We start from the raw sequence: 19776 nt of genomic DNA, 5'->3' as shown, positions 1-19776 counted from the left end.
GATCGTGCCAAGGAGGGCCTTCAAAAGCGGAACCCGACGAGGCACTTCGAATGACCAAAGGTACACTGGCCGTCCTGATCAACAGCACGCAGCAGAACTGGCTGCCGGAGCGCTGGAAGGCCCGGTTCGACTCGGTCTGCGGCGGCCGCCGCGTGGTGCTGCTGCCCAATGCCTCCCTCGATCCGGCCGAGGTGCACTATGCCGCGGTGTGGAAGCCGGTGCCGGGCGATCTCGGCTCCTTCCCGAACCTCCGGGCCATCTTCAATCTCGGCGCGGGCGTCGATGCGCTGATGGCCGACAAGAGCCTGCCCGACGTGCCGCTGGTCCGCGTCGCCGTCCCCGACCTCACCAACCGCATGACCGAATATGTCGTGCTGCACGTGCTGATGCACCACCGCCAGGAGCTGTATCTGCGGGACTCGCAGCGCGAAAAGCGCTGGGAGCCGAAATATCAGTGGCCGGCAAGCGCCGTCACGGTCGGCATGATGGGCCTGGGTACACTCGGCGCCGATGCGGCCGACGTGCTGCGACGGTTCGGCTTCCGTGTCGTCGGCTGGAGCCGCAGCCCGCGCACGATCGAGGGCGTCGAATGCTTCCATGGCGCCGCCGGGATGGACGCGTTCCTGCGCAAGACCGACATTCTGGTGTCCTTGTTGCCGCTGACGCCCGACACCCACGGCATCCTCAACCGCGACGTCTTCACAAAGCTCAACCGCTCGGGACCGTTCGGAGCGCCCGTGGTCATCAATGCCGGCCGCGGCGGCCTGCAGAACGAAGCCGACATTCTCGCATGCCTCGACGACGGCACGCTCGGCGCCGCCTCGCTCGACGTCTTCGTGCAGGAGCCGCAGCCGAAGGACAGCCGGTTCTGGACCCATCCCAAGGTGCTGCTGACCCCGCACAACGCCGCCGACACCGACGCGGAGGCGATCTCGGCCTATGTCGCCGAGCAGATCGCGAAGTTCGAGGCCGGCGGTGCGCTGGAGAATGTGGTGGACCGAGTCAGGGGGTATTAGGCCCCGCTAGCTCAACACACCCGGTGTCGTCCTGGCGAAAGCCAGGACCTCCGCGCGAGCGCTTGCGCTCGTCGCGATTACCCCAGGGAGGAGTTGCGGCGCGACGGCGGCAATTCCGAGTCTTCGCCAAACCAGATTCGGTGGCTATGGGTCCTGGCTTTCGCCAGGACGACACCGGAGTTTTTGGCACGCGCCCACCGTTTCACTCGCGCCGCCCCCACAACCACCGCGCACCGCCGGTATCCCGTTCACCCTCTCTTAGCGAGAAGTTGATAGGCGTTCTTAACCAACGCTCAAAGAACGAGTCGGACATGCGGGCGAGCCTCGGCCTCAGGATGCGGATCACGGTTGCGCTGGCGGTGACGGCGGCGGCAACCGCGCTGATCGCAGTGCTCGGCGCGATGTGGATCATCGCGGGGATCATCGACCGCGCCGACCAGCGCGAGCTGCGCAGCCATTACGACGCCCTGCAATCGCGCATCACTGAAGAGTCCCGTCGCGCCGCCGCCATGAGCGCCGTCGTGGCGGCGATGCCGGCGACGCAGGAGGCGATGGCGAAGCAGGACCGCGAGGCGCTGGTGCGCCTGTTCGGGCCGGTGTTCGCCGCGACCAAGTCGGAGTACGGCGTCGATCAGTTCCAGTTTCATGTGGCGCCGGCGACCTCGTTCCTGCGCGTGCACCAGCCCGCGAAGTTCGGCGACGACCTCTCCGGCTTCCGCAAGACCGTCGTCGCCGCCAACCAGGACCGCAAGGTCGTGGTCGGGCTCGAAGGCGGCGTCGCCGGTCTCGGTATCCGCGGCGTGGTGCCGATCGCGCAGGCCGGCAAGCATCTCGGCTCGGTTGAGTTCGGCCTGACCTTCGGCCAGTCCTTCCTCGACGACTTCAAGACAAACCGTCATGTCGACGTCGCCTTCCATCTCGCCGACGGCTCGGGCTTCAAGCTGTTCGGCGGCACGCTGAAGGGCAAGAGCTTCTTCGATCCGGCCGATTACGGCCGCGCCGCCGGCGGCGAGTTCACGGTGCGACAGGCCAGGCTCGATACCACGCCGGTCGCCGCGCTGCTCGGACCGATCAGGGATTTTTCCGGCAAGCCGCTCGGCGCCGTCGAGCTGGTGATGGACAATGCAGACTACGAAGCCTCGGCTGACCGCGCCTGGTGGCTTTCGATCGGCATCGCCGCGCTTGGCCTCGTGCTCGCCGCGATCGTCGGCTATCTCATCGCCCGCAGCATCTCGCGGCCGATCCTGTCGATCACGTCGGTGATGCGCGAGCTCGCGGACGGACGTCTCGATGTTGACGTGCCCGTCAGCAAGGCGAATGACGAAGTCGGCGCGATGGTGAAGGCCGTCGCGGTGTTCCGCGACAATGCGGTGAATTTTGCAAAACTCCAGGCCGAGCAGCTCGAAGCCAAGGCGCAGTCCGAAGCGGAGAAGCGCCGCGCCTTCGCTGCGCTCGCCGACAATTTCGAGGCCAGCATTCGCGACGTCGTCACCACGGTGTCCGCCGCGGCGGTCGAGATGGAGCACACCGCGCGCTCGATGTCGGCCATCGTCGCGCAGTCGCGCGAGCAGACCCGCACCGTGTCGTCGGCCTCGGCCCTCGCCTCGGAGAACGTGCAGACGGTGGCGGCGGCCGCGGAGGAACTGTCGTCGTCGATGACCGAGATCAGCCGGCGGCTGGCGCATGCGACCGAGGTGGTCGGCAAGGCCGCCAGCGACGGACGGCAGTCGAACGCCCGCGTGCAGAGCCTTGCGGACGCCGCGCAGAAGATCGGCGACGTCGTCTCCTTCATCAACGGCATCGCGGGACAGACCAACCTCTTGGCGCTCAATGCGACGATCGAAGCGGCGCGCGCGGGCGAAGCCGGCCGCGGCTTCGCCGTCGTCGCATCCGAAGTGAAGGCCCTGGCGACGCAGACTGCAAAAGCGACCGAGGAGATCGGCGCACAGGTCACCGCCGTGCAGGGCGAGACATCGGGCGCGGTCGACGGCATCCAGTCGATCTGCACGACGATCCAGCAGGTCGACGAAATCTCCGCGGCGATTGCCGCCGCCGTCGGGCAGCAGGGCACGGCGACGCAGGAGATCGCGCAGAACGTCCAGCAGGCCGCGGCCCGCACCGGCGAGGTCTCGCAGAACATCGCAGGCGTCACCGACGGCATCGCAGCGACGGGCACGGCGGCCGAGGAAGTGCTGGGCTCGGCGATCGAGCTGGCGAAGCAATCGCAGCGCCTGCGGGATGAGGTCGATCGTTTCCTGGCGCAGATCCGCGCGGCGTAAGCGGGACGAAAGCTGGCGCGCCATTCTCCGTGTCGTCCTGGCGAAAGCCAGGACCCATTACCCCAGGCGGAAGTTGCGGCGCGACGGCGGCAACTCCGAGTCATCGCCAAACTGCATTCGGTGGCTATGGGTCCTGGCTTTCGCCAGGACGACGTCGGGGGAGTTCGCGCCACAAACTCGGTGTTGTCCCCGGCTCAAGCCTTAGCGCCCGTCCCCACCATCACATCGATCGCCCCCTTCACGATCGCCTCGAGCTCCTTGCGCGGAACGCGGGCGCGCGCGCGGATGGCGATGGTGTGGACGGTGGCGGAGGCGATCTGCGCCAGCGCGAACGGATCGGCGCTCTCCGGCAACTCGCCTTTCTCCTTGGCGCGGCGGAAGCAACTTGCAAACGCCTTGTCGAGGCCGGTGAGGCCGTCGAGCACCATGGCACGGATCTCGGGATCACCGACGGCCTCGGACGCCGCGGTGACGACCGTGAAGCAGCCGCGCGGGCCGGTGTCGCCGGACAGATAGATGTCCAGCGCGGCAGCGTAGATGCGCTCCAGCCGCTGGCGCAGCGGCATCTCCGCGCGAAAGATCTCGACCATGGAGGCGGCGGCCTCCTCGCGATAGCGCTGGTAGCTCTTGATGTAGAGCTCGCGCTTGTCGCCGAAGGCACCGTAAAGGCTCGGCCGGTTCATGCCGGTCGCTTCGCTGAGATCGTCGAGCGAGGTGGCGGCAAAGCCTTGCTTGCGAAACAGGTCGAGCGCCTTGCCGAGCGCGACATCGGGCTCGTAGGCGCGGGGACGACCGCGGCGCTTGGGTTCGCCGCGGCGCTCGGGTTCGCCGCGACGCTCGGGCTGATTGGCAGCAGTTGGCGGCTTCGATTTTTGTACCATTTCGCAAAATAATCCTTGACCATGGATATATTATGCAAGATGGTACAAAAATCAATCTGGCCAGGTTGAGCGACACTCAGAGAGGAATTGCCCAAGGAGGCTACAGATGGATCTCTATTTCTCGCCGCTCGCCTGCTCGATGGCGACGCGCGTCGCATTGTATGAAGCCGGCGCCGAGGCGAATTATCTCGAAGTCGATCCGCCGACCAAGACCGTGCTGAACGACGGCTCCGATTTCCGCACCGTCAATCCGATCGGCCTGGTGCCGACGCTGCGCACCGACGAGGGCGTGGTGCTGACCGAGAACGCCGCGATCCTGCAATACGTCGCGGACCGGTTTCCGCAATCCGGCCTCGGCGCCACGGCAGGTATCGAGCGCACCCGGCTGCATCAATGGCTCTGCTTCATCGGCACCGAATTGCACAAGGGCCTCTTCATTCCCGTGCTCGACCGCAAGGCGCCACAGGAAGCGAAAGCCTATGTGCTGGAGAAGAACCTGTCGCGGCTCGACTATCTCGACGATTACCTGAAGGGCCGCGAGTTCCTGCTCGACCATTTCAGCGTGGCCGATGCCTATCTCGTCACGGTCATCAACTGGACCATGGCGACGCCGCCGATCGAGCTCGCGAAATGGCCGAACGTGAAGGCGTATTGCGAACGCCTGCGCCAACGGCCGTCGGTCGCAAAGGCCGTTGCGGAGGAGTTCGAGCTGTACAAGGCCGAGCTCGCGCGGAAGAAGGCCGCGGCGTAAGGCCATCTCCGTAGTTCGCGCGGCAGCCGTCCCGGCTCGGTCGGGACGGCGTCGTTCCGTCCTGCAGCTCGCCTATCTCGGCGCCTGCAGCACGATGCCATAGCGGCCGTAGATCCGGTCGATCGTGCCGTCGCTTCGCAGCCGCTCCACCGCTCCGTCGATGGCTTCGCGCAACGCATCATCCGGACGGATCATGCCGACGGCGACGTTCCAGTTGAGATCGACGACGCTCTCGTCGCGATCCAGGATCCGGAGCTTCTTGTCCGGATGCGTCAGGTTGAAATAGCTCGCTGCGGTGGGCGTGACGGCGGCGGCATCGATCTCATGGTTCGACACGGCCTCCAGGCTGTCGCTCTCGAAGCCGAAGGTCGACGTCGGCACCCGTCGTTGACCGATGATCATGGCTGCGATCGATCCGACCTGCACGCCCACCTTGGTCTTCTCGTTGAGGCTCCCGAACGAGGTGAGCGTGCTGGATGACGGCACCGCGAGCGCGACGCCCGTGCGATAATAGGGTTTCGAGATCCTCAGGCGGGTTTCGCCCTGCGCTACGCGGTCGGCGATGACGTCCAGAAGAATGTCGCAGCCGGCGCTGCGCATCTGATACTGCGTGATGATCCAGTCGAGCCTGAGCGAGACACCGAGCTCGCGTGCCAGCACCCGGCCGAACTCGACCTGAAAGCCGGGCGGATCGCCGGCCTTGTGCGCGAAGGGAAGCGAATTGGGATGCGCGCACAGCCCGATCACGCCGCTCGAACGGATCGCGTCCAGGGTTCGCGCCTGCGACGATCCCGACAGAACGATGGCGGCGGCGGCGACGAGCGGGGCAAATGCCTTCATTCCGTTCTCATCTGGATGGATCGGGCCTTTGCGATTCAGCCCTCGCGCGGTTTCAAGGCGCGGATGTATTTGACGATCCGGTCGATCTGGGCGTCGGTGAACGCGCCGTCGAATGCCGGCATCGCCCCCTGCTTGCCGTGCTTGATGCGGTCGCGAATAAAGTCGTCGTCGCGCGGCGAGTTCATCAGTTGCGGCCCCTTGCCGGCTGCCCGGCCACCGTCGGAGTGACAGAAGCCGCAAGTCCCCGCGAACACCTGCTCGACCTCGAGCGTCCCGTTCTCGGGCGCGGGCGTGGCGGATTGTGCTTGCGCCATCACGGCGCACAGTAGCGAGGCGCCCAGCGCCGCAGGAATCGTCTTCAAATGCAATCTCGACACGTCCGTTCCATTCCTAAAATCGCGCGCGCCGCTTCGACCGGTCATGGAGGGGCCCAGCGCCCGCTCCATGACCGAATGGTTGCGGCAGGCTATTTCAGGCTGAAGACGATGAGCGCGCCGTCGTCACGCGGCATGCTCTTGTAGACGCCGCCGAAGTTCGGCGCATATTCGTCGGCCAGCATACCGCCGAAGCCCGCTGTCACGGCGATATATTGCTTGCCGCCCGCGGAGTAGCTGACGATGCCGCCTTGATGGCCGGTGCCGTTGTTGTGCTTCCACAGCTCGGCCCCGGTTTCGGCGTCGTAGGCGTGAAGGACGCCGCGGGAATCAGGCACGAACACGAGATTGCCGGCGGTCGACAGCACGCTCCCGAGCGGCGGCTCGGGGTAGCGAACCTCCCATTTCTTTGCCCCCGTGATGGGATCGCGCGCGTCGAGATGTCCATAGATCTCACCGCCAGGGGGCGGCGCCATCTTGAAATCGGCGCCGATGTTGAGCTGAACCTGCGGCGCAGTGACCGGCGTCGTCTTCTGGATATCGAGCGTCATGCACCATTCCTGGCCGATCTTGTAGTAGAGACCGGTCTTCGGGCTGTACGAGCCGGCGTTCCAGCTGATGCCGCCGCCGATGAACGGACACAGCGGCGGTTCGGTGACCTTCCCGACCGCGAAATCGCGACGGCCGATCAACGCGCCGGTCTTGGGATCGATATCCTTGACGAAGTTGATGTTCTCGACCAGCCGCCAGACGTTCTTCACGCCGAGATTGCGGTCGTAGACGAAGACGAAGCCGCCCTTGTTCGGATGGACCACGTATTTCTGCCCGTCTCGCTCGAGCATCACGAACTCGCCGACGGCACTATCGAAGTCCCAGGCATCGTGCGGCAACTCCTGATGGTAGGACTTCAGCTTGCCGGTATCGATATCGAGAGCGATCACCGAGCTCGTATAGAGGTTGTCGCCGGGACGCGCCCCTTGCGTCTTGTAGTCGGCGCCCGACCAGTCGTAGAGCGGCGCCGGGTTTGCGGTGCCCCACAGGATGGTGTTGGTCTCGGAATCGTAGGTGCCCGGCATCCAGCCGCCACCGCCGCCGGTGCGCCAGGAATCGTTGCCCCAGGTTTTCATGGCCTCGTCGGTGCCCGCGACCGTCAGGAACTCCCACTTCTTCTTTCCGGTGGTGGCATCGACGGCGAAGATCGGGCCGCGGCCCGGCCATTCGCCGCCTTGCGAGCCGATGATCACACTGCCCTTCGCGTAAAGCGGCGCGCCGGTGAAGCCGACCGTGAGCTTCTGCGAGTCGATCAGCCTGGTCTCCCAGAGGACCTTGCCGGTCTTCGCATCGAGCCCGAAGAGACGACCATCCATCGTGCCGACGAAGACCTTGCCTTCGCCGAGGGCTACGCCGCGGTTGTAGGGCGAGTGGGTCTGCCGGCTGATGAGCGCCTCATCCAGCTCCGGAAAGAACGACCAGAGAACCTCGCCCGTCGCGCCGTTCAGCGCGAAAACACGGCTGTAGGAACCCGAGTAGTACAGCACGCCGTCGGCCGCGAGCGGCATCGACTGCAGGCCGCGCGTCGATCGTCCTGGAATGTGCATCCAGGCGACGCCCAGATTGCCGACATTGTTCGCGTTGATCTGCGCGAGCGGGCTGTAGTGATGGGACTTGTACGAACCGTGATAGGTGAGCCAGTCGTTCTGGCCGGCGCCGTCGATCCGGGCCGTATCCACGGTTTGGGCCAGCGCCGCCGACGCCGCGAATGCCGCAACGGCGAGAACAGGCAAGCCCGAGTTGAGCCACTGCTTCCTCATATGCACTTCCTCCCGCTTGGTGTTTATTGATTGCGTCTCGTGAACGCCGCTGCGAGGAATGTTTGCAGTTCGGTACGCGTCGATTGTCCTCCATCGGACATGAGCTGCCAACAGATGTCCCCTCTCTGGGCGGATGTCGCCAAGGGAGCCACGTTCACTGCCGTGATTGCTGTCGCACGTCTGCTTGCACAGCGTACGCCGGATCACAGAGCGTGCAAAGACGGAATGCGCGCAAGGGGCGAATTGGCGCGGGCGAATTGAAACGACAGCGGCCCTGACCGTTCGATCTCTTGCGGCTATCCGTACAGCACCCGCGGCAGGATCGTGACGATGCCGGGCCAGAGCGTCAGCAGCAGCACGAAGCCGACCATGATGACGAGATACGGCAACGTAACGCGCGCGATGTAGCCGAGGCCGTCCTCGGTGAGACCCTGGATGACGAAGAGGTTGAAGCCGACGGGCGGCGTGATCTGCGCCATCTCGACGGCGAGCACGAGGAAGATGCCGAACCAGATCTCGTCGAAGCCGGCGCCCTTCACGATCGGCAGCACGATCGGCAGCGTCATCACGATCATCGAGAAGCCGTCGAGGAAGCAGCCGAGGATCAGATAGAAGATGACCAGCACCACGATCAGCATGAAGGGCGACAGGCCGAGCCCCTTCACGAAGGCCGCGACGGCCTGAGGAATGCCAAGGAACGCCGCGGCGTTGCCGAGGATCGAGGCCCCCAACACGATCAGCGCGATCATCGAGCAGGTGACGACCGAACCGATCAGCACGTCGCGCATCACCTGCTGCGACATCGAGCCCTGCGCCCAGGCGACGAGCCCCGCGCCGAGCACGCCGACGGCGGCGGCCTCCGAGGGCGTTGCGAGCCCGCCATACATCGAGCCGAGCACACAGGCGATCAGGAACAGCGCCGGCGCGAGATCCTTCAGCGCGGCGAAGCGTTCGCCCCACGGCACCTGCGAAAGCTTTGCTTCCGTCTCCGGCACCATCGCGGGCTTGAGGCTGGTGTGCAGCATCACCCAGCCCATGAAGGTCGCGGCTAGCAGGAGTCCCGGCAGCACGCCTGCGGTGAAGAGCTTGAGGATGGAGACGTCACCGAGCACACCGTAGATGATCATGATGTTGGACGGCGGGATCAGGAAGCCCAGCGTGCCGGCGCCGGCGAGCGACCCGATCGCGATGTCGCGCGAATAGCCGCGGCGCAAGAGCTCGTTGAGCGACATCCGGCCGATCACCTGCGTGGTCGCGGCCGACGAGCCCGAGATCGCCGCGAAGATGGTGCAGCCGATCACGTTCACATGCAGCAGGCGGCCCGGCAGCAGCCCGGCCCAGGGCGCCAGCCCCTGAAACAGCGAGCGCGACAGGCGGGTGCGGAACAATAGCTCGCCCATCAGGATGAACAGCGGCAGCGCCAGCAGCTCCTGCGTGGTCAGGATATTCCAGGCGTATTGCGGCAGCAGCTTGTCGAGCGGGATCGAGCGGAACATCGCGAGCAGCAGCGTCGCGGTGAGCGCAAGCGTGAGGCCGATCCAGACGCCGCAGGCCAGCAGCGCAAACAGGATCGCGAACAGGGCGAGGACTTCGATGGTCATGCGATCTTGAATCCGGGTGCGGGCAAGGCGGTCATTCGACGGGAGAGGCCTTCATGCGGTGATCCTCCAGCGGCAGGCCGAGCACTGCCTGGATCGCGCGCGCCAGGAACTGGAGCGTGAGCAGCAGCATGCCGAAGGTGACCACGGCTTGCGGAAACCACAGCGGCGTGTCGCTCGAGGTCGAGACCTGGCCGCGCACGAAGGCGCTCCAGGCGAACTTCGCCATGGCCGAGGTCAGGAACGCCATGAAGGCGAAGCCTGCAGCCGCCGAGAGGATCTCGAGCGCGCGCTGCACCGGCACTGGTGCGTTCTTCAGGAGCAGCACGACGCGGATGTGGCCCCCGACGCGCAGGGTCATGGCGGCGCCGAAGGTGAAGGACGCCGCCATCAGGTAGGAGGAATATTCCCACGCGATCGAGATGCTCGGCGGGAAGAACGGCAGGAAGTTCGAGAGGAAGCGGGTGGCAACCTCGCAGAGCATCAACAGCGTGAGCGTGAGCAGACAACCGCCGCCGATCCAGCCGTCGAGCCGACCGAGGCGATCGATGCCGTCGAGGACGATGCGCAGCGGCGCGGGCGCCGCTGCATTGAGACTCTGCGGTGCTTCGGACGAAACGCTCACCACGATCCCGCCCTCAGCCGCGCTTCATTTCGGCGAGATAGGCGCGCACCGGCTTGTCGGCCGCCGGCACGCGCTTGAGGAAGGCATCTAGCTGCGGCGCGGTCTTGCCGCGGATGACCGTCATCATCGCATCCGAGACCGGCACCACCTCCATGCCGCCTTCCTTGAGGCGGCTGAGGCTGTCGGCGTCGGCCTTGAGCGAGTTCGCCCAGAAGCCGGGCTCCATCTTCGCCGCGATATCCGCGACGAGCTTCTGCTGGTCGGCGCTGAGCGCCTTCCAGGAGTCGAGATTGACGGTGAGCATCTGCGACGACCAGACATGGTTGGTCGGATAGATGTATTTGAGGAATTCCCAGAACTTGCCGTCGACGCCCGACACCGCCGAGGTGGAGACGCCCGAGACGGCGCCCGATGCCAGCGCCGGGATCGTCTCGCCCCAGGGGATCATCACCGGCGCCATGCCGACCACGGCCAGCATGTCGACCGCGTTCTTGTCGGGTACGCGGATCTTGATGTTCTTGAGGCCGTCCACGTCGGCGACCTTGACCTTGAGATGCAGATATTGCGTCGGCCACGGCACGATGTAGAGGATCTTCTGGTTGTTGCGCGCGGCGACCTTCTCGTATTCGGGCCGCACATATTTGTGCAGCACCTTCAATTCGTCCATCGAGCCGCACAGGAAGGGGATGCTCTCGACGCCCATGAAGGGCTCGTCGCCGACCTGCTGGATGTTGAGGACGTCGGCGAGCGGCACGAGGCCGTCGCGCACGGCGCGCAAATGCTCGGGCCCCTTGAAGCCGAGCTGACCGCCGGCCTTCACGGTGATTGCGACCGAGCCGCCGCTCTGCTTCTTCACTTCTTCCGCGAATGCCATCGCGTTCTGGGTGTGGAAATTGCCGTCGGGCCAGACCGTCGACATGTCCCAGCTTGTCGTCGCCGCCCGCGCGCGGGTCGAGATGTGGCCTGCAGCCAGCAGCGTCGCTGCGCCCGCGGTGAAATTACGTCGCGTGATCATGACCCCCCTCCGTTTATCAAGCGCGCTGATGCATCAACGCGCGTACCCATAAACCTTGACTGCGTTGTCCGAAGACACCAGACCGCTCGCGATGTCGTCCTTGACCGCCGCACGATCGCGCTCGGTCGGCGCACCGATGCCGGCACCGCCGGGCGTCATCACCACCAGCCGGTCGTCCGGCGGCACCTGCTGAAAGCCTTTTCCACGCAGCTTCTTGCCCGATTTCAGGCCGACATAGCCGGCCTCGCCGTTCTGGCCGCCATCGCGGCCGCGCGGCGGATGATCGATGCGGTCGAACGCCGCGAGAATGTCGAACGGGGCATCGACGCCGCTGCCGACCTCGATGATCTGGCCGAGGCCGCCGCGGGTGCGCCCTGCTCCGCCGGAATCCGGACGCAGCTCCTTGCGCCAGAAGATCAGCGGCGTCTGCGTCTCCGCAATCTCCACCGGTGTGCCGCGCACGCCGCTTGGGTAAGCGGTCGCGGACAGGCCGTCCTTGCCGAAGCGCGCGCCGGTGCCGCCATTGGAGGTCACCGCCATCGAGAACCCGTAATTGCCGCCGGCGCCCGAGCGGGTCTGGCCGCGCACGTTGAGATTCCACAGGCAGGAGGTGCCTTCCGCCGGAACGCGCTCCGGAATGATCTGGCGCAGGCAGCCGAACACGACGTCGGGCAGCATCTGGCCGATGATGTGGCGCGACGCCACCGGCGCCGGCTTCGGGGCATTGAGGATGGCACCAGCCGGCGCCGACACCGTCAGCGGCGAGAGCGAGCCGGCATTGTTGGGGATCTGCGAGGCGACGACGCAGCCGAGGCCGAACACGGTGTAGGCCGTGGTGTAGGACAGGGGCACGTTGATGCCGAACTTCGAGGCGACTGATGTGCCGTCGAAATCGACGTGAATGCCCTGCTCCGAGATCGTCAGCGTCGCCGCCAGCGTCACCGGCGCATCATAGCCGTCGACCACCATGGTGTTGCGCCAGCTGCCCTTCGGCAGCTTGGCGATCTCGGCGAGCACCGCCTCGCGCGAGCGGTCGCAGATGTAGTCGCCGAGCTCATCGAGCGTGTCGATGCCGAACTCGGTCATCATCTCGACCAGCCGCTCGCAGCCGACGTCGTTGCAGCCGGCGAGCGAATAGGTGTCGCCCTCGGTGTCGATCGGCAGGCGCGTGTTGGTGCGGATCATCGCCATCAGCGTCTCGTTGACGACGCCCTGGTCGATCAGCTTCAGCATGGGGATGTAGAGCCCCTCCATGAACACGTCGGTGGCATCCGGCCCGAAGCCGATGCCGCCGATGTCCATCAGATGGCTGGTGCAGGAGAATAGCGCGACGACCTTGCCGTCCTTGAAGCAGGGCGTGGTGACGACGAAGTCGTTGAGATGGCCGGTGCCCATCCAGGGATCGTTGGTGATGTAGGCGTCGCCCTCTTTCATCGTCTCGATCGGAAACTGGGCGATGAAGTGCTTGACCGATTCCGCCATCGAGTTGACATGACCGGGCGTGCCGGTCACCGCCTGCGCCAGCATCCTCCCCCTGAGGTCGAACACGCCGGCCGAGAGATCGCCGCATTCGCGCACGATCGGGCTGAAAGCGGTGCGCAAGAGCACTTGCGCCTGCTCCTCGACCACGGCGATCAGCCGGTGCCACATGATCTGGAGGTCGATCAGGCTCGCGCCTTTTGCCTTGCTCATGATCAGGCCGCCTTTCGTTCCATGACGATGCTGCCGGCACCGTCGATATGCGCGTCGAAACTGGTCGAGACAAAAGTGGAGGTCTCGTCTTCCGCGATCATGGCGGGGCCCGCGATGGTCGCGCCCGGCGCCATGTCCTCACGGCGATAGAGCGGGATCTCGATCACTTCCCCGGCCCGGCCGTCGAAGAATTTTCGGCTTCCGGACGCCTTGGCCGCGGGCTTGCGCGCGACGGACGCGACGGCAGGCGGATTGCGCGCCTCGGTGGTGGCGAGCACCGACCAGCTCAACACCTCGATCGCAGCACCCGGGATCGGACGCTCGAACATCGCCGAATAGTCAGTCTCGAACTTCTGGCGCAAGCCGGCGAGATCGGCTGAAGTCAGCGGCCGGTTCGGCAGTTCGACGGTGATCTCGTGGCCCTGGCCGACATAGCGCATGAAGGCGGCGCGGCGCTCGCGCACGGGCGCACCGGCTGCACCGGGCTCGACCAGCGCACGCGCCTCACTCGCCATCTCCTGAAGCAAGTCGGAGACCGCCTTGGTGTCGAAATCGTCGAGCCGGACGTGACGGCTGCGCACCAGCTCGTAGGCGATGGGCGCCGCCAAAAATCCGACCGCCGAGCCGACGCCGGCATTCGACGGCACGATCACGCGGGAGACGCCGATCTTCTCGGCAACGCGCGCCGCGTGCAGCGGCGCGGCGCCGCCAAAGGCGATCAGCGTGTGCTGGCCGACGATGGCGCCGCGCTCGACCGCATGCACGCGCGCCGCACTCGCCATGTTCTCGCAGACGACCTCATGCACGGCATAGGCGGCAGTCTCCGCCGACAGGCCGAGTGCCTCACCGACATCGCGCAGCAGCGCCTGCTTCGACAGCTCCGGATCGAGCTTGATCGTGCCGCCTGCAAAGGCATCAGGATCGATCATGCCGAGCGCGACGTCCGCATCCGTCACGGCTGGACGCTGGCCGCCGCGACCGTAACAGGCGGGTCCCGGCTCCGACGAAGCGCTCTCCGGGCCGACAGTGACGCGCTTCATCGCGTCGACATGGGCGATCGAGCCGCCGCCCGCGCCGATCTCGACCATCTCGATCACGGGAATGCGCACCGGCAGGCCGGAGCCTTTCAGGAAGCGCGCGGCGCGGTCGACCTCGAACACGCGCGAGGTCTCGGGTTGGTATTTTTCGATCAGGCAGATTTTTGCCGTGGTGCCGCCCATGTCGAAGGAAAGCACCTTGCTCTCCCCTAACCGTGCCGCGATCTGTGCCGCGAAGATGGCGCCGCCCGCAGGGCCGGATTCGACGAGACGCACCGGAAAGCGCCGCGCCGTCTCGATCGAGGTGACGCCGCCGCCTGAGGTGACGAGGTAGATCGCACCGCGAAACTGCTCGACCTGCAGGGCATCGGCCATGCGGGCGAGATAACCGTCGATCAACGGCTGCACATAGGCGTTGGCGACCGCTGTGGAGGTGCGCTCATATTCGCGGATCTCCGGGCACACCGCCGATGACACCGTCACCGAAATCCCGGGCATCTCCTCACCGATGATCGCCGCCGCCCGCCGCTCGTGCTCGGGATTCGCATAGGAGTGCAGGAAGGCGATCGCGACGCTCTCGACGCCCAGCTCGCGCAATTTCGGCGCGAGCGCGCGCACCGCCGCCTCGTCCAGCGGGAGGCGGACGGCGCCGTGAGCGTCGATGCGCTCGGGTACGGTAAAGCGGAGGCTGCGCGGCGCCAGCGGCTTCGGCTTGTCGATCGAGAGATCGTACTGGTCGTAGCGGCTCTCGGTGCCGATATCGAGCACGTCGCGAAAGCCGTCGGTCGCGATCAGCGCCGTCTTGGCGCCGCGCCGCTCGATGATCGCGTTGGTCGCGAGCGTCGTGCCGTGAATAAACACGTCGATGTCGCTGATATGGGCGCGCGCATCGGCAAGAATGAGGCGCATGCCGTCCAGTACGGCCTGTTCGGGGCGCTGCGGCGTGGTCAACACCTTGCGCGTCTTGCGCGCCTCGCCCACGTTCAGCACGATGTCGGTGAACGTGCCACCGATATCCACGGCAAGCCGCACCTCGGCTCCCTCAAGCATTCCAAATTCTCCGTGCTGATCGTCAAGACAGGGTCCAAAAACGCAGCAATTTCCGTGCCATGAGGCATGCGGACAACGCTGCGCCCGGCCATTCTGCGCGGCACCTATGCAATAGGCAAGGCGTGTTCGCCGCCTGCGCGATCAGAGCAGGAATGCAAGCGCCGCTTCGCAGCGCTCCTCGACCTTGAGCGTCAGGAGATCGTCGGCGCGGGTGCGTCCGAGATTGACCGCGGCGATCGGAATCTGCCGTTTCGCGGCCGCCTGCACGAAGCGGAATCCGGAATAGACCATCAATGACGAGCCGACGATCAGCATGGCGTCGGCCTGCGACAGATGGTCCTGCGCCGTGGCGACCACGTCGCGCGGCACGTTCTCGCCGAAGAACACCACGTCGGGCTTGAGAATGCCGCCGCAGGCTGCGCAAGCTGGTACCTTGAACGACGAGAACTCCGCGTGCTCCAGATCGGCGTCGCCATCAGGCGCATCGGCGGCATCGAGCGTCAGCCACTCCGCGTTCGCGCGGCCGAGCGTGTCCTGGAATTCGCTCCGCGGCGTCTTCGCCCCGCAGCCCATGCAGCGGACGAGATCGAGCCGGCCATGCAAATCGATGACCTGCCGGTGGCCGGCGGATTGATGCAGCCGGTCGACATTCTGGGTCAGCAGCATCTCGCAGCGCCCGTTCGCCTCCAGACGAGCGAGCGCGCGGTGCGCATCATTCGGCTTCGCCTGGCCGAACCGCCGCCAGCCGATCAGGCTGCGCGCCCAATAGCGCTGGCGCGTGTGCTCCTCGGTCATGAAGGCCTGGAAATTGACCGGCTGGGTCCGCTTCCAATTGCCGTGACTATCGCGGTAGTCGGGAATGCCCGAATTGGTGCTGCAGCCGGCGCCGGTCAGCACGAACAGGCTTTCGTGCCGGCCGACGAAATCCTGAAGTGGGGAATCTGCCATGGCGCATCATGTAGTCTGCGCCGGCGGATTCTGCCAGATGCCCCGCACGGGCCCCGCCCGGGGCGGCCCGAGTCAGCTCGCCCAGTTCTCGCGAAACTCCGGAAACAACGTCACGCCTCCGCAGGCGTAGATGGTCTGCCCGGTGATGTAGCTCGCGTCATCCGAGGCGAGGAAGGCGAACACGGCGGCGATCTCCTCCGGCGTGCCGACGCGGCCGAGTGGAATGTGGCTGGTGACGACGCCGCGCTTTTCGGGATCACCGGTCCAGGCCGCATTGATCGGGGTGTCGATCGCGCCGGGACCGACCGCGTTGACGCGGATGCCGCGACCGGCGAACTCCAGCGCCAGCGTCCGCGTCAGACCGGCCATTCCGCTCTTGCTGATGGAATAAGCGAGATAGCCGGGTTTCGGGATGATCTGATGGACGCTGGAGCAGTTGATGATGCTGCCGCCTCCGCCGCGCGCGACGAAGTGCGCCAGCGCCTTCTGCGCGCAGAGCACGGCGCCATTCAGATTGACGTCGATGATGCGGCGATAGGTTTCGACATCGAGCGCATCGCTCGGCGATTCCCGCTGGAAGCCGGCATTGTTGACGAGACAATCGAGGCGCTTCCAGCGCGCCAGGATCGTCTCGAACATCGCGGCGATGTCCTGCTCGTTGCCGACGTCGGCCTTGACAATGACATGGTCGAGCCTGCCATGCCCGCGATCGCTCGACGCCGTCTGCGCCAGGGCGAGCGTCTCTTCGGCCCTTCCGGGATGATCAAAATAGTTGATGGCGACGGTCGCGCCTTCCTGCGCCAGGCGGATGGCGACGGCGCGGCCGATGCCTTGCGAGGCGCCGGTCACCAGCGCGTATTGACCGACGAGGCGCGAGGGAAAGGAGGTTGAGCGTTCGGTTTGCGGCATGTGTTCTCTCCGGGATGCGTCATCATGGATGGAACCGGCTTTTTGTTCCATCCCTTCCGCGCATTGCTGGGATTCACTCCGCGCGCCGCGCCAGCGGCGAGGTCAGGATCTGGTAGAGGATGATGGCGCCGAACGTCGCGGTGCCGATCCCGCCGATCGTGAACGCACCGAATTTGAGCGTGAGATCGCCCGCGCCCGCGGTCAGCGCCACGGCGACGGTGATGAGGTTCGCAGGATTTGCGAAGTCGACCTTGTTCTCGACCCAGATCCTGCCTGCCATTGCCGCGATCAATCCGAACAGCACGATGGAGAGGCCGCCGATGACGGGACCCGGGATCGACAGGATCAGCGCGCCGAATTTCGGCGAGAAGCCGAGCAGGATCGACACCGTGGCCGCGAAAGCAAACAGCAGGGTCGAATAGACCTTCGTCGCCGCCATGACGCCGATGTTCTCGGCATAGGTGGTGACGCCGGTGCCACCGCCGCAGGCCGCCACGATGGTCGCGAGGCTGTCGGCGAACAAAGCGCGGCCGAGATAGGCGTCGAGGCTGCGGCCCGTCATGGCGCCGACGGCCTTGATGTGCCCGAGGTTCTCGGCGACCAGAATGACCGCGACCGGCGCAATCAGAAAGATTGCATCAGCCTGAAAGGTCGGCGTGGTGAAATTCGGCAGGCCGAACCACGGCGCAGCCGAGAGCTGGGCGAAGTCGACCGGCTTGCCAAAGCCGAGGCCGTTCGCGAACAGCAGGTACAGGAGATATCCGCCGATCGCGCCGAGGATGATCGGCAGGCGGCGCCACAGGCCCGGCGCTGCAACGGCGACCACGCCGATCATCAGCACGGTCGCGAGCCCGATCCAGGTGTCGAACGCATTGGCGCTCACCGCCTTGACCGCCACGGGCGCGAGATTGAGGCCGATCGCGGCGACCACAGCACCGGTGACGGCCGGCGGCAGCAGCCTCTCGATCCAGCCGACACCGGACCACATCACGATCAGCGAAATCAGGCCGTACAGCACGCCGGCGCCGACGATGCCGCCGAGCGCGACGGAGAGATTCGGGTTCGGCCCCTGTCCGGCATAGCCGGTCGCAGCGATGACGACGGCAATGAAGGCGAAGCTCGAACCGAGATAGCTCGGCACGCGCCCCGCGACGATGACGAAGAAGATCAGCGTGCCGACGCCGGAGAAAAGGACCGCAACATTGGGATCGAATCCCATCAGCAGCGGCGCGATGATCGTCGAGCCGGACATCGCGACGCAATGCTGCAGACCTGAGACGATGGTCTGGCCCCATGACAGCCGCTCCTCCGGCATGATCACGCCCGAGGTCTTGAGCTTCCAACGCGGAAAATAGCCCTGTGCCTGCTCGTCCGAGCCTGATGCGATCGTCATGTTCCCCCCAGTTGCGGTGCAGCGATCGATGTTCGTGCGATCCGACAAAAATGTGATTGTCGCTTCTGCGGCGCCCATCACATGATGCAAATCATGCAAGATCGATACGTTCCAGGGCTCACTTTATGACACAGATTGCGATCCAGCCAGCCGTCCATCGCCGGCACCAGCCCTGGTACAAGATCCTTTACGTCCAGGTGCTGATCGCGATCGTGCTCGGCGTGCTCATCGGCTATTTCTATCCCAATCTCGGCAAGGCCTTGAAGCCGCTCGGCGACGGCTTCATCGCGCTGATCAAGATGATGATCGCGCCGGTCATCTTCTGCACCGTTGTGCACGGCATCTCCTCGATGGGCGACCTCAAGCGTGTCGGCCGGGTCGGGCTGAAGTCGCTGATCTATTTCGAGACGGTCTCGACTGTCGCGCTCGCGGTCGGCCTGCTGGTCGGCGAGATTCTCCAGCCCGGACACGGCTTCAACATCGATCCGGCCACGATCGACCCGAACTCGGTCGCGACCTATGTCACCAAGGCCAAGGAAGAGGGCATCGTCGCCCATCTGATGGCGATCATCCCCGACAGCTATCTCGGCGCGATTGCGCGCGGCGACCTGCTCCAGGTGCTGCTGATCTCGATCCTCTCCGGCTTCGCCATCGCCTTCCTCGGCAAGGCCGGCGAGCCCATTGCGGAGGCGATCGACAAGGCGGCCAAGATGTTCTTCGGCATCATCCGCATCATCGTGCGGGTGGCGCCAATCGGCGCCTTCGGCGCGATGGCGTTCACCGTCGGCGCCTACGGCCTCGGCTCGCTGCTCAACCTCGCCGCCCTGATCGGCACGTTCTATCTGACCAGCATCCTGTTCGTGCTGATCGTGTTAGGTGCGATCGCGCGGCTCGCCGGCTTCTCGATCCTGCGCTTCATCGCCTATATCAAGGACGAGCTCCTGATCGTGCTCGGCACCTCGTCCTCGGAGACGGTGCTGCCGCAGATGATCCAGAAGATGGAGCATCTCGGCGCCTCGCGCTCGGTGGTCGGCCTCGTCATCCCGACCGGCTACAGCTTCAACCTCGACGGCACCAACATCTACATGACGCTGGCGACGCTGTTTTTGGCGCAGGCGACCAATACGCATCTGACCATCTGGCAGGAGCTCGGCATTTTGGGCATCGCCATGATCACCTCGAAGGGCGCCTCGGGCGTGACCGGCGCCGGCTTCATCACGCTCGCCGCGACGCTGTCGATCGTGCCTGATATCCCGATCCAGTCCATCGCGATCCTGGTCGGCATCGACAAGTTCATGAGCGAGTGCCGTGCGCTGACCAATCTGATCGGCAATGGCGTCGCCTGCGTCGTCATCAGCATCTCCGAAGGCGAGCTCGACCGCGAGGCGCTGCACGAGACCATGGCGCATCCGCTGGAGATCGGCGAAGCGCTGGAACCGGGCGGCAACGCGTGAGGCCGCAGCACGCCGGTTCCGACCGCGGTAGTTTCCCGGAGTAGAAATTTGGCGCAGCACACGTCACAACAGTGGCGTTGGGATCACTGATTGATACTCATTT

The 19776-nt window shown here is 65.5% G+C and carries 16 protein-coding genes; 4 read left to right on the top strand and 12 right to left on the bottom strand.

Annotated features, from left to right (window positions below; all coding sequences use genetic code 11):
- Positions 1-50: 50 nt before the first annotated feature.
- Positions 51-1016: a 2-hydroxyacid dehydrogenase gene (locus tag JQ603_RS29830; protein ID WP_212344986.1), complete on the top strand. Its 966-nt coding sequence runs from the start codon at positions 51-53 to the stop codon at positions 1014-1016.
- Positions 1017-1327: 311 nt separating this feature from the next.
- Positions 1328-3295, top strand: a complete 1968-nt coding sequence (locus tag JQ603_RS29825; RefSeq protein ID WP_212344985.1) for a methyl-accepting chemotaxis protein — start codon at positions 1328-1330, stop codon at positions 3293-3295.
- 194 nt (positions 3296-3489) lie between these two features.
- On the opposite strand, the gene JQ603_RS29820 is transcribed toward JQ603_RS29825, so the two are convergent.
- Positions 3490-4176, bottom strand: coding sequence for a TetR/AcrR family transcriptional regulator (locus tag JQ603_RS29820; RefSeq protein ID WP_212344984.1), 687 nt, complete (start codon positions 4174-4176; stop codon positions 3490-3492).
- Positions 4177-4282: 106 nt separating this feature from the next.
- Here JQ603_RS29820 and JQ603_RS29815 point away from each other — a divergent pair, with 106 nt between their 5' ends.
- A complete protein-coding gene (locus tag JQ603_RS29815) occupies positions 4283-4927 on the top strand; it encodes a glutathione binding-like protein (RefSeq protein ID WP_212344983.1) in 645 nt (214 codons plus the stop codon).
- 72 nt (positions 4928-4999) lie between these two features.
- Here JQ603_RS29815 and JQ603_RS29810 read toward each other — a convergent pair whose 3' ends face one another.
- The 11 genes from JQ603_RS29810 to JQ603_RS29760 form a co-directional block, all read right to left on the bottom strand.
- A complete protein-coding gene (locus JQ603_RS29810; protein WP_212344982.1) occupies positions 5000-5767 on the bottom strand; it encodes a substrate-binding periplasmic protein in 768 nt (255 codons plus the stop codon).
- A 35-nt stretch (positions 5768-5802) separates the two neighbouring features.
- Entirely contained in the window at positions 5803-6129 is a 327-nt protein-coding gene (locus tag JQ603_RS29805; protein ID WP_245003950.1) for a c-type cytochrome, read from the bottom strand.
- Between the two features lie 104 nt (positions 6130-6233).
- Positions 6234-7952, bottom strand: a complete 1719-nt coding sequence (locus JQ603_RS29800; RefSeq protein WP_212344979.1) for a pyrroloquinoline quinone-dependent dehydrogenase — start codon at positions 7950-7952, stop codon at positions 6234-6236.
- A 296-nt stretch (positions 7953-8248) separates the two neighbouring features.
- A complete protein-coding gene (locus tag JQ603_RS29795; protein WP_212344976.1) occupies positions 8249-9553 on the bottom strand; it encodes a TRAP transporter large permease in 1305 nt (434 codons plus the stop codon).
- Between the two features lie 31 nt (positions 9554-9584).
- Entirely contained in the window at positions 9585-10178 is a 594-nt protein-coding gene (locus tag JQ603_RS29790) for a TRAP transporter small permease subunit (RefSeq protein WP_212344973.1), read from the bottom strand.
- Positions 10179-10188: 10 nt separating this feature from the next.
- Positions 10189-11190, bottom strand: coding sequence for a TRAP transporter substrate-binding protein (locus tag JQ603_RS29785; RefSeq protein ID WP_212344970.1), 1002 nt, complete (start codon positions 11188-11190; stop codon positions 10189-10191).
- Positions 11191-11223: 33 nt separating this feature from the next.
- On the bottom strand, positions 11224-12882 hold the full coding sequence (locus JQ603_RS29780) for a hydantoinase B/oxoprolinase family protein (RefSeq protein WP_212344967.1): 1659 nt from the start codon (positions 12880-12882) through the stop codon (positions 11224-11226).
- 2 nt (positions 12883-12884) lie between these two features.
- Positions 12885-14969 carry a hydantoinase/oxoprolinase family protein gene (locus JQ603_RS29775; protein ID WP_212344965.1) on the bottom strand — a complete coding sequence of 695 codons (2085 nt, stop codon included), beginning with the start codon at positions 14967-14969 and terminating at the stop codon, positions 12885-12887.
- 141 nt (positions 14970-15110) lie between these two features.
- Positions 15111-15917 (bottom strand): NAD-dependent protein deacetylase, encoded by an 807-nt coding sequence (locus tag JQ603_RS29770; protein WP_212344964.1) that lies wholly within the window; start codon positions 15915-15917, stop codon positions 15111-15113.
- Positions 15918-15989: 72 nt separating this feature from the next.
- Positions 15990-16826, bottom strand: coding sequence for an SDR family oxidoreductase (locus JQ603_RS29765; protein ID WP_212344963.1), 837 nt, complete (start codon positions 16824-16826; stop codon positions 15990-15992).
- 73 nt (positions 16827-16899) lie between these two features.
- Entirely contained in the window at positions 16900-18219 is a 1320-nt protein-coding gene (locus JQ603_RS29760) for a solute carrier family 23 protein (protein WP_212344962.1), read from the bottom strand.
- A gap of 125 nt (positions 18220-18344) precedes the next feature.
- Here JQ603_RS29760 and JQ603_RS29755 point away from each other — a divergent pair, with 125 nt between their 5' ends.
- Positions 18345-19673 carry a dicarboxylate/amino acid:cation symporter gene (locus JQ603_RS29755; RefSeq protein ID WP_212344960.1) on the top strand — a complete coding sequence of 443 codons (1329 nt, stop codon included), beginning with the start codon at positions 18345-18347 and terminating at the stop codon, positions 19671-19673.
- Positions 19674-19776: the final 103 nt, after the last annotated feature.

Origin of the sequence: Bradyrhizobium liaoningense, from assembly GCF_018130825.1 — a bacterium.
Taxonomy (GTDB): Bacteria; Pseudomonadota; Alphaproteobacteria; order Rhizobiales; family Xanthobacteraceae; genus Bradyrhizobium; species Bradyrhizobium liaoningense_B.
Note: the sequence above shows the minus strand (reverse complement) of the source record. Positions and strands in the feature narration are given on the sequence as shown.